Genomic DNA, 14,388 nt, shown 5'->3' with positions numbered 1-14,388 from the left:
CCGGGCGGGGGTCAGGGGGCGGTGGCGATGAAGACGGCGTTGCCGAAGCCGACCTCGTCGCCCGGCCGGAGCCGGGCCGGGCCGGTCAGCCGCCACCCGTTCACCCGGGTGCCGTTCATCGACCCGAGGTCGCAGATCGTCCAGCCTTCGCCGGCCGGGTAGATCTCGGCGTGGAACCGCGAGACGGTCAGGTCGGTGAGGACGAACTGGCAGGCCGGGGCCCGGCCGATGACGATGCGCCTCAGCTCGGCCGGCGGCAGCATGAACCGGGGCAGCCGCGGCGCCCGCCAGGCCGCCTCGATCCGCGCCGTCGCGTGCGACACCGATGAGATCAGGCCGGTCAGCCGGTCGACGACGCGGCTCGGCGGCGGCAGGTCGTGCACGATGTCGGCCAGCTCGGCCTGGCTGCGTGCCCGCAGCACCTGGTCGACACGGCGCTCGAAGGTGTCGTTCGACATCCGGCCCTCGGCCACGCGGTCGCTGAGGACGCGCAGGACCCGGTCCCGCTGTGTGTCGGACGCTCTCACCGGGAATGAGGGCTGACCGTCCATGGCTGTGAGTATCCAGTCCCCATCGTCGGCTGTCCAGAAAGGCCGTCTCGGTGGGGGTGGGTGATCGCCCTCGCCCACCCCCACCTGTTCGATGTCCGGCCGCCCGCGGAAGTTCGTTGCCGGCCGCGCCTTCCTGGATCCCTCGCCCGGGTCAGCGCGACAGCAGGTCGCGGGCGATGTGCGTCACCTGGATCTCGTCGGTGCCCGCGTAGATCTGGAACGACTTGGCGTCGCGGGCGAGCTGCTCGACGCGGTACTCGCTCATGTAGCCGTTGCCGCCGAACAGCTGCACCGCCTCCTGCGCGACCTCGCTGGCGGCCTGCGCCGCGTACAGCTTCATCGCCGACGCCTCGGCGAGCGTCATGGCGCGGCCGGCGCGCTGCATCTCGATGTGCCGGAACACCAGGTTCTGGACGTTGAGCCGCGCGACCTCCATCTTGGCCAGCTTCAGCTGGATGAGCTGGAAGTCGCCGATCCGCTGCCCCCACAGCTCGCGGGTCTTGGCGTACTCGACCGACAGCTTCAGGCACTCCTCGATGACGCCGAGGGCCATGGCCGCGACGCCGGCGCGCTCGGTGACGAAGTTCTGCTTCGCCGACTCCTTGCCGCCCTGCGTTCCGGACGCGAGGAGCCGGTCGGCTCCGGCGCGGACGTCGTTGAGGAACAGCTCGCCGGTGGGGGAGGAGTGCAGTCCCATCTTGCGCAGCGGCCTGCTCTGCTCCAGGCCCTCCATGCCCCGGTCGAGGACGAACGTGAGGATCTCCCGGTCGCGGGGGTCAGCGGAGGCCGAGCGAGGCTCTTCACTCGATGGGTGGTGGGCGGGGGCCGGAGAACGGTCGCCGTCGTCCAGCTTGCAGTAGAAGACGATCGTGTCGGCGTAGGGGCCGTTGGTGATGAAGGTCTTGCTGCCGTTGAGGACGTACTCGTCGCCGACCTTCCGCGCGGTGGCCTGCATGCCCCCGAACGCGTCCGACCCGGAGTTCGGCTCGGTGATCGCCCAGGCGCCGACCTTCTCCATGGTGAGCAGGGGGAGCGCCCAGCGTTCCTTCTGCTCGGGTGTGCCGCGCTTCATGATCGTCCCGGCGGCGAGGCCGAGGCCGACGCCCATCGCCGACACCAGGCCGGGCGCGACCTTGCACAGCTCGATGACCGGCAGCATGGTCATCGCCGCGCCGCCGCCCGAGCGCTCCTCCGCGCCGTCCGCCCCGCCCTGCTTCTCCTTGGCGAGCCGGGCGTGGAAGGACGAGCGGGCCATCTCGTCCATCCCGAACGTCTTGTACATGTTGCGCAGCAGGTCGTACGGCGGGAGGTCGCCCGACTCCAGCGCGTCCAGGTTGGGCCGGACCTCCGCGTCGATCCAGCCGCGCACCGCGTCCCGGATCATCAGGTCTTCCTCGGACCACTCGATCATGCCCTGCCCCTTCGACTCCTGCCGGTTGCCGGGCCCATCCAAGCAGAGCGCGAAAGCGAGCGCTTATTCGGGTACCGCTAGCCGAGATCGACCACGTCCGCGAGGACGCCGCCCTCCGCGGTGAGGCGCGCGGGGGAGGGGCTGTCGTAGACGACCAGGAGGCGGGTGCCGGGCTCGTCGAGGACCGCGATGCCCTCGGCGTGGTCGTCGCCGTCGCCGTAGGGCAGGTCGCCGAGCGTCTCCAGTTCCCCGGCCGGAACGATCTCCGGGGCGTCGGCCTCGACCGCGTCCCGCCACCGCACGACCCGGACCGGGCCGTCGAGGTCCATGCTGGGGCCGGTGAGGATGAGCAGGTCGTCGCCGTGCGGGCACAGGTCGCGGATGCCGAGGCCGCCCAGGTCGAGGAAGTGCGTGCGGTAGCGGTCCCCGCCGTCGCCGACGGGCAGCAGCCGCAGCCGGCGCGGGTCGTCCGGATGGGTCTCGGGGCGGATCTCCACCAGTACGGCCCAGCCGCGCAGCACCGGCCCGCGCAGCCCGATGTAGAGGCGGTCGCCGTGCGCGGCGATGCCCTCGATGTCGATGCCGTTGTCCTTGCTCGGGATGGACAGGAACGGCGCGAGGTGCGGGTCGCCGGTGAGCAGGTCGGTGATCGAGTCCTTGTCCAGGCCGAGGACGGCGGCGGTGCGGTCCCCGTCCGCGCGGACGACGCGGGGCAGCCCGTCGTCGCCGGTGACCAGGGGGAGCCGGGCGAGGATGAAGCGGTTGTCCTCGCGGACGACGGTGGCCAGCCGCTTGCGCGCCTTCCCTCCGCTCTGCCCCGGCTTGATCTTCTTGCGCTTGAGGCTGTGCGAGCCGACCGCCCACAGCCAGCCGTTCGACCGGGCGAGCCCCTCGATGTCGGCCTCCTCGTCGGGCCCGGCGGGCAGCGGGACGAGGTCGGCGAGCGCGACCGTGGCCTGCCCCTCGTAGCCGGTGACGCGGCCGTCCCCGTCCAGGACGGCGGTGAGCCGCTCGATGGTGGCCGTCTCGTCGCCCGCGACCCACAGGCAGCGGCCGTCCTGGCGTACGGCGGACAGGTTGGTGTGCGTCTCGGCTTCCCGGCTTTCCAGCCCGAAGCGCAGCTCGACCCGGCGTTCCACGATCATTGCGACATATTCCCATATCCGGAGTGCCCGTTTGGACGGGGGACAGGGCCTGAACTGGCCTTCAGCGGTCCCAGCGGACGTCCAGTTGCGGCGGTTTGCGGAACACCAGCCCGCGCGGGCGCGCCGGGCGGTCCGGGTCCAGCCGCAGCCCGGGGAGCCGGCCGAGCAGCGCGGTGAGGGCCGCGCGGGTCTCCAGCCGGGCGAGGGGGGCGCCGAAGCAGAAGTGCGGGCCGTGCGCGAACGCCAGATGCGCGGCGGCGTTGTGCCGCCGCACGTCGAAGCGGCCGGGGTCGGGGAAGACGGCCGGGTCGCGGTTGGCGCCGGCGATCGACACCCGCACCAGGTCGCCCGCGCGGACCGGTGTCCCGCCGAGGTCGGTGTCGCGGGTGGCGTACCGGTCGACCACGGCCGCCGGCGGCTCCAGCCGCAGCGACTCCTCGACCGTCGCCGGCAGCAGGGCGGGGTCGTCCAGGACGAGCCGCAGCTGATCGGGGTGCCCGAGCAGGTGCAGCGCGGCGTTGGCGATCATGCCCTCGGTGGTGTCGATGCCGCCGAACATCAAGATCGCGGAGTTCGCGACGAGTTCGGCGGTGGTCAGCCCGGCCTCGTCGCGGGCGGCCTCGGCCAGCAGCGACCCGGGACGGGACGCGGTGATCGCGTCCTCGACCGCCGCGGTGAGCAGCCGGTACGCCTCGGCGGCGCGTTGCGGGGCGGTGCCGCCCGCGGTGATGGCGGACACCGCCTCGACGAACGCGCCGTACCAGGAGCGGACGACCGCGGCGTCCACGCCGTCCAGCCCCAGGGCCTCGGCGACGACCGCGACGGCCAGCGGCCCCGCCAGCTCGCCGCGCAGTTCGGCCCGGCCCGCGGGCGCGAGGGCGGCCACCAGCCGGGCGGCCTCGGCCTCGGCGAACGCGGTGAACCGCTCGCGGGTCCGCGCGGGACGCAGCGGCCGTGCGAACGGGTCGCGGTGCCGGGTGTGGGCGGGGCCGTCCAGCGACAGCATGCTCGGCCCGACGACCTGGGCGGTGGAGAAGCGCGGGTCGTCCACGGTGAAGGTGCCCGCGTCGCGCAGCACCCGCAGCGCCAGGGCGCGGGACGTCACGAGCCGGCCGCCGAGCGCCGGGATCCAGGCGGCCGGCTCGTGCTCCCGCAGCCGCGCGAGGTGCGGATGCGGGTCGTCCTCCAGGTCGGCGGCGGTCAGGTCGGCGGCGGTCAGGCCGGATGTGGTCACCCGTCCGAGGATATTCCGCCGCATTCCTGATCTACAACGTAAAGGCGCCGGCCATGGCGCGTCAGGCACCCCCGGAACGTTCCCGCCACCACTCCTGCCCCTCCTCCGGCAGCGTGTAGATCGGGTCGTGGTACTCGTACCGGCGGGTCAGCGCGTCCGGGTCGGACAGCTCCAGTCCGGTGCGGTAGTTCTTCGTCCAGTAGGAGATCCCGCGCTCGCGGTCGTAGTCGGCGAGCTGGTGCACCCACCGCTTGCCGACGTAGGGGACGTCGCAGACGATCCGCGGGGTGGCGAAGCCGGGCAGGTAGCCCATGATCGCGTGCTGCAGTTCCTGCGCCTCCCAGACCGCGAGCCGCCAGTGCTCACTGTTCGGGATCATGTCGCACATGTACAGGTAGTACGGCAGGATCCCGGCCTCGTCGAGCAGCGCGAACGACAGGTCGAGCAGCGCGTCCGGGGCGTCGTTGACCCCGCGCAGCAGCACGCCCTGGTTGCGGACGTCGCGGATGCCGGTGTCGAGCATCGCGCGGGCGGCCTTCGCGACCAGCGGCGTCACCGACTGGGCCGCGTTGACGTGGGTGTGGATCGCGATCTGCGCGCCGCGCTCGTGCGCCTTGCGGGCCAGGCGCTCCATGCCGGCGCGGACGTCGTCCTGCAGCCAGTGCTGCGGCAGGCCCATGAGCGCCTTGCTGGCCAGGCGGATGTCGCGGATGTTGTCGATGTCCAGCAGGGAGCCGACGAACGACTCCAGCCGCGCCCAGGGCAGGTTGGCGACGTCGCCGCCGGACACGACCACGTCGCGGACGCCGGGGGTACGGCGCAGGTAGTCGAGCATGGCGCCGAGCCGGTCCGGCGGCTTGATGGTGAACTTGTGCTTGTCGACGTTCGGGGTGGAGTTGCCGACCAGGTCCATGCGGGTGCAGTGGCCGCAGTACTGCGGGCATGTCGGCAGGAGCTCGGCGAGCACCTTGGTGGGGTAGCGGTGGGTGAGGCCCTCGACCGCCCACATCTCGGCCTCGTGCAGCGAGTCGCGGGAGGCGTGCGGGTGGGACGGCCAGTCGGTGCGCCGGTCGCTGAAGACCGGCAGCATGTAGCGCCGCACGGGGTCGGCGTGGAAGGCGGCGGTGGAGGAGCAGTCCATCGTGTTGAGCATCTGCGGCGGGACCAGCATCGACATCGTGGCGCGCTCGGCCTGGTCGCGTTCGAGGTCGGCGTAGAAGGACTCGTCCAGCAGGTCGCCCATGACCTGGCGGAGCTGCCGCAGGTTCTTCACGCAGTGGGCGCGCTGCCACTGTGCCGACTCCCATTCGTCCTGCGTGACGTCCCGCCACCCCGGCAGGCGCCGCCAGTCCGGTTCCTGCAGCGGCCGGCGCCGGTAGGCGTACGGCTGGCGCGCGGTCTCGTCGGACCCGGATGCGCCGGATGGGGCCGCGTCCGGGTGCAGGGCTGTGGTCATCGTCGACCGCCTCCTCGCCTCACATTGATCGCATAAAACTCTTGTATGACGCCGACGGTACGGGAAGACTTTCGATCAAACCAGAGGTGTCCTGTACATCTTGCGCTACATCGACGGGTTTTCGGAAGAGAGGCGGGCACGAGATGACCAACGGCGGGGGGATCGGGACGGACACGGGGACGGCCGTGGGGCTGCACCGGGTGCTGGAGCCGAAGGGCGTGCTGCCGCAGGCCGCGCACCGGCTCGACACCGACCCGGGGATCCGGCCCGACGAGGTCCGCATCGGCGTCGAGCGGCTCAACCTGGACGCCGCGTCCTACCGGCAGCTGCACACCGCGCACGGCGGCGACCCCGACGCGATCCGCGCCGAGGTGCTGCGGATCATCGGTGAGCGCGGCAAGATGCACAACCCCGTCACCGGGTCGGGCGGCATGCTCGTCGGCGTCGTCGAGGAGGCCGGGCCGCAGTCGCCGCTCGGCCTGAAGCCCGGCGACCGCGTCGCCACCCTCGTCTCGCTCACCCTCACCCCGCTGGCGATCACCGATGGCCTGGCCGGCTGGGACGGGCGGTCCGAGCAGGTGCCCGCGCGCGGCCACGCGATCCTGTTCGCCCGCTCGATCGCCGCCGTCCTGCCGGACGACCTGCCGGTGCCGCTGGCCCTGGCCGTCATGGACGTGTGCGGCGCGCCCGCCCTCACCGCGCGGGTCGTCGCGGCCGGGGACGCCCCGTCGGTCGCGGTGCTGGGCGCGGCCGGCAAGTCCGGCTGCCTGGCGCTGGCCGCCGCGCGCCGTGCCGGCGCGTCCCGTGTGATCGGGCTGGTCCCCACCGCCGAGGAGGAGGACCGCCTCACCGCGTCCGGGCTCGCCGACGTCGTCGTCCGCGCCGACGCCCGCGACCCGGTGGCCGTCGCCGCCGCGATCGGGGAGCCGGTGGACGTCACCGTCGTGTGCGTGGACGTGCCGGGCTGCGAGCACGGCGCGATCCTCGCCACCGCCGCCGGCGGCACCGTCGTGTTCTTCTCGATGGCGACCTCGTTCCCGGCCGCCGCGCTCGGCGCCGAGGGGCTCGCCGCCGACGTCACGATGCTCATCGGGAACGGCTACGTCCCCGGGCACGCCGAGACCGCCCTTGACCTGGTGCGGACGATACCGGCCGTCCGCGCACTGTTCACCTCCCGGACGGGTCCGGATTCGGCACAATGACCCGGAACGCCCCGGCAGCGGCGGGGCTCACCCGATCATCGAGGGAGACAGAATGGCGAGCATCACCGAGGAACTGCGCGGGCGGGATCCCAAGGAGCGCCGGGCGCAGATCGTCGACGTCCTGGTCGACGCGTTCTCGGACCTGATGGAGCGCAGCCCCGCCGAATTCCGCCGCCGCTTCCGCAAGATGGCCTCCGACCCGTTCGCGTTCTACCGGGGCAGCGCCTGCCTGTTCTACGCCGACATCGTCCACGACGACGACCCGTGGGCCGACGAGCGCACGTCCCGCGTGTGGATCCAGGGCGACCTGCACGCGCAGAACTTCGGCACCTACATGAACGACGACGGCGTGTTCATCTTCGACGTCAACGACTACGACGAGGCCTACGTCGGCCACTTCACCTGGGACGTCAAGCGGCTCGTCGCGAGCCTGGCGCTGCTGGCCTGGCAGAAGGCGATCTCCGACGCCGACATCCGCCGGCTCATCGAGGCCTACGTGCGCGCCTACGTCGACCAGGTCCGGCACTTCGCCGCGCACGACGACGACGAGAAGTTCGCGCTGACCCTCGCCACCACCGACGGCTACGTCCGGGACGTGCTCGTCGCCGCGATGAGCGGCACCCGGATCGAGCTGCTGAAGGACATGACGGTCGTGGACGGGGCCGACCGCCGGTTCCGCGACCGGCCCGGCGTCCGCCGCCTCGGCGCCGAGGAACGCGCCCGGGTCGAGGCCGCCTACCAGGGGTACCTGGCCACCATCCCGAGCGAGAAGCGGTTCGGCAGCCTCACCTACGAGGTCAAGGACATCGTGGGCGCGTCCGGGTTCGGCATCGGGTCGGCCGGGCTGTCGGCCTACAACATCCTGGTGGAGGGCAACACCCAGGCGCTGGAGAACGACGTCATCCTGTCGATGAAGCAGGGCAACGTCGCCGCGCCCAGCCGCGTCGTCGACGACCCGCGCATCCGCGAGTACTTCCAGCACCACGGGCACCGCACCGCCGTGTCGCGGCGCGCGCTGCAGGCCAACAGCGACCCGTGGCTCGGCCACACCCAGATCGACGGCGTCGGCTACGTCGTGCAGGAGCTGTCCCCCTACGAGGAGGACCTGGACTGGGGCGGCCTCACCGAGCCGGAGGACATGCTGTCGGTCCTGGACGACCTCGGCCGCGCCACCGCCAAGGTCCACTGCGTCTCCGACACCGACTCCGACCACACCCTGGTCGGCTTCCAGGTCGAGGACGCCATCCACGCGGTGATCGGCCCGGACGAGTCCGCGTTCGTCGAGGCGATGGTCGCGTTCGGCACCCAGTACGCCGAGATCGTCCGGCAGGACCACGCCTACTTCGTGGACGCGTTCCGCAATCACGAGATCCCCGGCCTGTAAGGCGGGGCCGCCGGGTCAGCGGGCCGGGCGGATCAGCAGGAGGGCGATGTCGTCGTGGCCCCGCTGGTCGGCCAGCAGGGTCAGGACGCCGTCGGCGGTCTCCTCCAGCGAGTCCGCCCGCGAGGCGGTCAGCGCGGACGCCAGCCGGGCGATGCCCTCGTCGACGCTGCGCAGGCGGCTCTCCACGAGGCCGTCGGTGTAGAAGGCGAGGACGGCGCCCGGCGGGATCCGCGCCGACACCTGCCGGTACTCGGCCGGGTGCGCGGGGTCGGACACCCCGAGCGGCAGCCCGTGCGGGACGGTGAAGTGCCGCGCCGTCCCGTCGGGCAGGGCCAGCAGCGGCGGCGGATGCCCCGCGCACGCCAGCTCGCAGCGCAGCGTCGCCGGGTCGCACACCAGGCACTGGCAGGTCGCGAACTGCGCGGCGTCCAGGTCCTGCGCGATCGCGTCGAGCCGCTCCAGCACCTCGCCGGGCGGGAACTCGCAGCTGGCCAGGGTGTGCGCGGCGACCCGCAGCTGCCCCATCGCCGCGGCGGCGGTGACGCCGTGCCCGACCGAGTCGCCGATCACCACCGCGACCTTGTCGCCGGGCAGCGGCACCACGTCGTACCAGTCGCCGCCGACGCCGCTGCGGGCGGGCAGGTAGCGGTGCGCGATCTCCAGGCCGGGCGGGACGGTGATGCCGGCCGGCAGCAGCCCGGCCTTCAGCGTGGTCGCGGTGCGGTGCTCGCGCCGGTACAGGCAGGCGTTGTCGACGCACGTCGCGGCGCGTCCGGCGAGCTCGGAGGCCAGCGCGGTGTCGGCGGCGGTGAACGGCGGCCGGTCGCGTTTGCGGCTGAACACCGCGAACCCGAGCGCCCGGCCCCGCGCCACCAACGGCAGCGCCAGCAGCGACACGTGGTCGAGGAGCCCGTCCAGCACGCGGCCGGTGCGGTGCGCCATCGTGTCCTGGACGGCCTCGCCGCCGAACTCGATCATGGTGCCGGTGGTGAGGCAGCGGGCGTAGGGGGTGGACGGCGGGTAGACGATCACCTCGTTGACGGGGAATTCGCGGGACCAGTCGCGCGGGTCGTCCTCGGCGAACGCCACCGCGAGGCGCCGCACGACGGCCGAGCCGTCGGCCTCCGCGGCGGGGTGGTCGTCGTCGGCGAGGAGCCGTTCCAGGACGTAGATGGCGCCGGCGTCGGCGAACCGGGGGACGGTGACGGCGACGATCTCGCGGGCGGTCAGGTGCAGGTCGAGGGTGGAGCCGATGCGGCGGCCCGCCTCGTTCAGCAGGTCCAGGCCGCCCGCCCACGGCGGCGACACGGTCAGCGCGACGGCGGTGCCGCCGTCCTCACGGATCATCGGGTCGCACAGGACGGACACGCCGCCGTCCGACAGCGGCAGCACACCGGACCAGGAGCGGCCGGAAGCGGCCGGTTTCAGCGCGGTCGCCAGGGGCTCGGCCGCGGCGGGCCGGCCGAGTAACTCGGGCAGGCTGGTGCCGACCGCCTCACCCGCGCCGCGGCCGAACAGGCGTGCCGCGCCCTCGCTCCACCCGATGATCCTGCCGCCGGGGTCGAGCAGGACGGTCACCGGTCCCGGTCCTGGGGGTCGATCGGACATCGGTCCTCACTGTCCCTTATCCGGGGACGCCCGGCGAGGCTCGGCGTTACGCTGAACCCGCCCCGCGGACGCACCCCTCGGTCAAAAGGGAGACGATGCATGGACTCCGAGTGGTTCCCACCCGAGGTCGACAGTCAGAGACCAAGCGTCGCACGGGTGTACGACTTCCTGCTCGGCGGAGCGCACAATTTCGCGTCCGATCGTGATCTCGCCACCGGGCTGCTGCGGGTCGAGCCGCAGGCGCGGGAACTGGCCCGCGCGAACCGGGCCTTCCTGCGCCGCGCGGTGCGCACCCTCGCCGGGGCGGGCATCGCGCAGTTCGTCGACATCGGGTCGGGCATCCCGACACAGGGCAACGTGCACGAGATCGCGCGCGGCGTGAACCCGGACGCGCGGGTGGTGTACATCGACAACGATGACGTCGCCGTCGCGCACAGCCGCACGATCCTGGCGGGCGACGACCAGAGCGCGATCCTGCAGGCCGACATGCGGCGGCCGGCGGACATCCTCGCCGCCCCGGAGCTGAAACGGCTGATCGATTTCACCGAGCCGGTGGCGTTCCTGCTGGTGGCGGCGCTGCACCTGGTCAAGTCCGAGGAGGACCCGGAGGGCATCGTCGAGGCCCTGCGCGAGGCCGCCGCCCCCGGCAGCCACCTGGTGATCTCCCATCTCACCCATGAGGCGCAGCCGGGCAAGGCCGCCGCGATCGGCAAGCTGTACGACCGGGCCACCTCCCCGGCGGTGTCCCGGTCGCACGCGGGGATCCTGCGGTTCTTCGACGGCTGGGAACTGCTCGACCCGGGCCTGGTGTACCTGCCGCTGTGGCGTCCGGACGAGGGCGAGACCGTCGAGAACCCCGAGCGTTTCCTGGGCTTCGGCGGGGTGGCCCGGCTGCCCTGACCGTCCCCTCGGCGGGGGAACGCGATGGGCGTGCCGATGGCCGCGCAGTGAACGATCAGCCCCTTGCCGGCCCAGGGGCGGTGACTCTGGGTGATTACTTTTTCGCTGATCGTCGCCTTCTTGGGATTTCGGGGTCCGCCGCCCGGCGGTGGCGGGCCCGGCCGGCCGGGGAAGGCGACGGAGATGTGCTGCTAGTTCTTGTGAAATACGGTGGTCATGCCGGAAGATCTCCCGTAGAGAACTCGCTACGGCGGATGATTGTTCGGACCGGCCTGAGAAGGGCGGCTGCGTGAGGGGAGACGGCGATGGGGCCGCAGGGAAAACTGGACCTCGACCCGGAAGTGGTGCGCACCGCCCGGCGGCTCGCCGCCCGTGCCGCGGAACCGATCATCCGCATGGCCCGCTCCCACACGACCGTCTCGGTCGAGCGGGCGCTGCTGCGCCTCGCCGGCCTCACCGGCGCCGACGATGAGGGACGCCCCTGGGTCAACCACCTCGCCGACACCGTCCGCGACCAGGTCGGCCTGGAGCACGGCGTCGCCCTGCCGGTCTGGGACGCGCTGCTGACCGGCCCGCACGGCTCCCTGCGCGACCTCGCCGAGGCCGCCGCCCGGGGGCGGGCGTCGTTCCGGCTCCCGTCCGGGACCGACGCCGCCCACGCCCGCAAGGCCGCCGGTGAGGCCGCCCGCGGCGGCATGGGCCGCATCGACCGGCGCCGCGCCGAACGGGACCGGCTGCTCGCCGAGCTTCCCACCCCCGACATGGCCGGCCCGCCGCGGCCGCTGGTGTATCTGATCGTGGCGACCGGCGACATCTACGAGGACATCCCGCAGGCCCAGGCCGCCGCCCGCGAGGGCGCCGACGTCGTCGCGGTGATCCGCTCCACCGGCCAGTCGCTGCTGGACTTCGTTCCCGAGGGCGCCACCCGCGAGGGCTACGCCGGCACCTACGCCACCCGGGAGAACTTCCGGCTGATGCGCTCGGCGCTGGACGAGGTGTCCCGCGAGCTGGGCCGCTACGTGCGGCTGACGAACTACGCCTCCGGGCTGTGCATGCCGGAGATCGCGACGCTGGCCGGGCTGGAGCGCCTGGACATGATGCTGAACGACTGCATGTACGGCATCATCTTCCGCGACATCAACCCGCGCCGCACGTTCATCGACCAGCGGTTCTCCCGGCAGATCCACGCCCGCGCCGGCATCGTCATCAACACCGGCGAGGACAACTACCTCACCACCGCCGACGCGGTCGACGCCGCGCACACCGTGATCGTCAGCCAGCTGCTCAACGAGCGGTTCGGGCACGAGGCGGGCCTGGCCGACGCCCAGCTCGGCCTCGGCCACGCCTTCGAGATCAACCCGGCGGTCCCCGAGTCGTTCCGGCTGGAGCTCGCGCACGCCCAGCTCGTCCGGGAGCTGTTCCCCGGCGCGCCGCTGAAGTACATGCCGCCGACCAAGCACATGACCGGCAACATCTTCGCCGGCTACCTGCTGGACGCCTTCTTCAACCTCGCCGGGGTGCTGACCGGGCAGTCGATCATCCTGATCGGGATGATGACCGAGGGCATCCACACCCCGTGGCTGTCGGACCGCGACCTGGCGCTGGAGAACGTCCGCTACGTCCGCGACGCGTGCGGGAACCTCGCCGAGGACTTCATGCCCCGCCCGGACGGGATGCTCGTCCAGCGCGCCAAGCGGGTCCTGTCGGAGTCGGTGGAGCTGCTGGAGCGCATCGAGGGCGACGGGCTGCTCACCGCGATCGCCGAGGGCACGTTCGGCGTCACCCGCCGCCCGCCCGACGGCGGCAAGGGACTGGACGGCGTCGTCCCCCGCGCCGACGGCTACTTCAACCCCGCCATCGAGATCCTCGACACCGAGGACCCGCACGCCGCGGCCCGCGCCGCCACCGACCAGGAGGTGCCCGCATGACCGTCGAGAGCCCCGGAACCGGCGCACAGGCCCCCACCGAGCCCGCCGACACCCGCCAGGTCATCCGCCCCTACGGCGACACCACCGGCGACGGCATGGTGCAGATGTCGTTCACCCTGCCCGTCCCCGCCGGCAAGCGCGCCGAGGCCGCCGCCCTGCAGCTCGCGGGGAAGATGGGCCTGGACCCCGCCAGCGTCGTGCACGCCAAGCCGATGGGCCCCGACTTCACCTTCTTCATCGTGTACGGGAAGGTGCGGCATCTGATCGACTACGCCTCCATCCCCGTCCCGGAGGAGCGCGCCTACCCGCTGCTGAGCTCCCAGGAGGTGAACCTCGCGATCCGGCGCACGCTGAACCGGCGGCTGGTCGTCGTCGGCGCCTGCATCGGCACCGACGCCCACACCGTCGGCATCGACGCGATCCTCAACGTCAAGGGGTTCGCGGGGGAGAAGGGCCTGGAGTACTACCGGGAGATCCAGGTCGTGAACATGGGCGCCCAGGTCACCGTCGCCGAGCTGGTGGAGCGCGCCAAGGCCGAGAACGCCGACGCCGTCCTGGTCTCCCAGGTCGTCACCCAGCGCAACGCGCACCTGCACAACACCAAGCAGATGGCCGCCGCGTTCCACGCCGAGTACCCGACCGCGGTCGCCGGCGGGATGGGACGGCCGCTGCTGGTGGTCGGCGGCCCCCGGTTCGACACCGTCACCGAGGCCGACCTCGGCGTCGACCGCATCTTCGGCAAGGGCACCACGCCCGCCGAGGTGGCCAGCTACCTCGTGCATGCGCTGCTGCCCGGCCAGAACGGCGACACCGGCGACACCGGTGAGATCGGAGAGGACGACGATGAGTGACCCGCGTGAGGGGACGACCGTCACCCACCGCCGCTACATTCCCTACTCGCACGCCCACTACGCCGGGAACCTGGTCGACGGCGCCTACGTGCTCGGGCTGTTCGGGGACGTGGCGACGGAGCTGTGCGTCCGCACCGACGGCGACGAGGGCCTGTTCGCGTCCTACTCCGACGTCCAGTTCCGCGCGCCGGTCAAGGCCGGGGACGTCCTGGAGACCACCGCCGTGCTGACCCGCGCCGGCACCCGCAGCCGCGCGATGGCGTTCGAGGCGCGCGTGGTGTGCCGGGGCCGCCCCGACAAGGGCGAGTCGGCCGCCGAGGTGCTGGCCGAGCCGATCGTCGCGGTCACCGCGACCGGGACGGTCGTCGTCCCCCCGCCGGGCGGCTGAACCGGCCCACCACGCCATGATCACGATGCCCGGCGGGGAATTCCCCCGAGCATCGTGATCATGGCGTTGAGCTGCGGTGACAGGGAGTCACCGCAGAACATGAGGCGGTTGACAAGGGCCTGGAAGCCGGTAGTTTTGCTGCAGTCCAGCACGGGACTCACCGATCGGCCGCGCGAGGCGCCGCCGGGCACCGCAGCACGACGGGGACGGGGATCACGCGAGTGGTCGGCATCGTGCCCGCCTCAGCCAGTGCGGTGATCCGGGACCGGGCCCGGGCGGAACCACACGATCGCGCGGGGGGTTGGACCCGGGAAGGGCCCGGACATCCAG

The 14,388-nt window shown here is 72.5% G+C and carries 12 protein-coding genes; 6 read left to right on the top strand and 6 right to left on the bottom strand.

Translation table 11 applies throughout. From position 1 onward, the window contains the following. Positions 1 to 11: 11 nt before the first annotated feature. From ACQP1N_RS17905 to ACQP1N_RS17885, 5 genes are all read right to left on the bottom strand, one after another. Positions 12 to 551 (bottom strand): FHA domain-containing protein, encoded by a 540-nt coding sequence (locus ACQP1N_RS17905; protein WP_433225352.1) that lies wholly within the window; start codon positions 549 to 551, stop codon positions 12 to 14. Positions 552 to 702: 151 nt separating this feature from the next. Then, complete coding sequence (locus ACQP1N_RS17900; RefSeq protein WP_067802015.1) at positions 703 to 1,962, bottom strand: acyl-CoA dehydrogenase family protein; 1,260 nt, start codon at positions 1,960 to 1,962, stop codon at positions 703 to 705. Positions 1,963 to 2,039: 77 nt separating this feature from the next. Continuing rightward, positions 2,040 to 3,107: a DUF3616 domain-containing protein gene (locus ACQP1N_RS17895; RefSeq protein WP_433225350.1), complete on the bottom strand. Its 1,068-nt coding sequence runs from the start codon at positions 3,105 to 3,107 to the stop codon at positions 2,040 to 2,042. Between the two features lie 61 nt (positions 3,108 to 3,168). Further along, complete coding sequence (locus tag ACQP1N_RS17890) at positions 3,169 to 4,341, bottom strand: cytochrome P450 (RefSeq protein ID WP_433225348.1); 1,173 nt, start codon at positions 4,339 to 4,341, stop codon at positions 3,169 to 3,171. Between the two features lie 61 nt (positions 4,342 to 4,402). Then, a complete protein-coding gene (locus ACQP1N_RS17885) occupies positions 4,403 to 5,797 on the bottom strand; it encodes a KamA family radical SAM protein (protein ID WP_433225346.1) in 1,395 nt (464 codons plus the stop codon). Positions 5,798 to 5,940: 143 nt separating this feature from the next. Here ACQP1N_RS17885 and ACQP1N_RS17880 point away from each other — a divergent pair, with 143 nt between their 5' ends. Next, the gene (locus tag ACQP1N_RS17880) at positions 5,941 to 6,999 is read left to right on the top strand and encodes a zinc-binding dehydrogenase (protein ID WP_433225344.1); all 1,059 of its coding nucleotides are present in this window, start codon (positions 5,941 to 5,943) and stop codon (positions 6,997 to 6,999) included. A gap of 52 nt (positions 7,000 to 7,051) precedes the next feature. Further along, positions 7,052 to 8,383, top strand: a complete 1,332-nt coding sequence (locus ACQP1N_RS17875) for a DUF2252 domain-containing protein (RefSeq protein ID WP_067801998.1) — start codon at positions 7,052 to 7,054, stop codon at positions 8,381 to 8,383. A 15-nt stretch (positions 8,384 to 8,398) separates the two neighbouring features. Here ACQP1N_RS17875 and ACQP1N_RS17870 read toward each other — a convergent pair whose 3' ends face one another. After that, a complete protein-coding gene (locus ACQP1N_RS17870; RefSeq protein WP_084263185.1) occupies positions 8,399 to 9,991 on the bottom strand; it encodes a SpoIIE family protein phosphatase in 1,593 nt (530 codons plus the stop codon). Between the two features lie 99 nt (positions 9,992 to 10,090). On the opposite strand from ACQP1N_RS17870, the gene ACQP1N_RS17865 reads away from it, so the two are divergent. The 4 genes from ACQP1N_RS17865 to ACQP1N_RS17850 all read left to right on the top strand — a co-directional run bounded on the left by ACQP1N_RS17865 (position 10,091) and on the right by ACQP1N_RS17850 (position 14,058). Beyond that, a complete protein-coding gene (locus ACQP1N_RS17865; protein ID WP_067801993.1) occupies positions 10,091 to 10,891 on the top strand; it encodes an SAM-dependent methyltransferase in 801 nt (266 codons plus the stop codon). 305 nt (positions 10,892 to 11,196) lie between these two features. Then, positions 11,197 to 12,819 (top strand): lysine 5,6-aminomutase subunit alpha, encoded by a 1,623-nt coding sequence (locus ACQP1N_RS17860; protein ID WP_067801990.1) that lies wholly within the window; start codon positions 11,197 to 11,199, stop codon positions 12,817 to 12,819. Further along, positions 12,816 to 13,670 carry an OAM dimerization domain-containing protein gene (locus ACQP1N_RS17855; RefSeq protein ID WP_067801987.1) on the top strand — a complete coding sequence of 285 codons (855 nt, stop codon included), beginning with the start codon at positions 12,816 to 12,818 and terminating at the stop codon, positions 13,668 to 13,670. The genes ACQP1N_RS17860 and ACQP1N_RS17855 overlap by 4 nt, the downstream gene beginning before the upstream one ends. Then, the gene (locus ACQP1N_RS17850) at positions 13,663 to 14,058 is read left to right on the top strand and encodes a hotdog domain-containing protein (RefSeq protein WP_067801985.1); all 396 of its coding nucleotides are present in this window, start codon (positions 13,663 to 13,665) and stop codon (positions 14,056 to 14,058) included. The genes ACQP1N_RS17855 and ACQP1N_RS17850 overlap by 8 nt, the downstream gene beginning before the upstream one ends. Positions 14,059 to 14,388 lie beyond the last annotated feature (330 nt).

It is taken from the genome of Actinomadura formosensis (assembly GCF_050948385.1).
Lineage (GTDB): Bacteria > Actinomycetota > Actinomycetes > Streptosporangiales > Streptosporangiaceae > Spirillospora > Spirillospora formosensis.
This window is presented reverse-complemented; position numbering and strand designations above follow the sequence as displayed.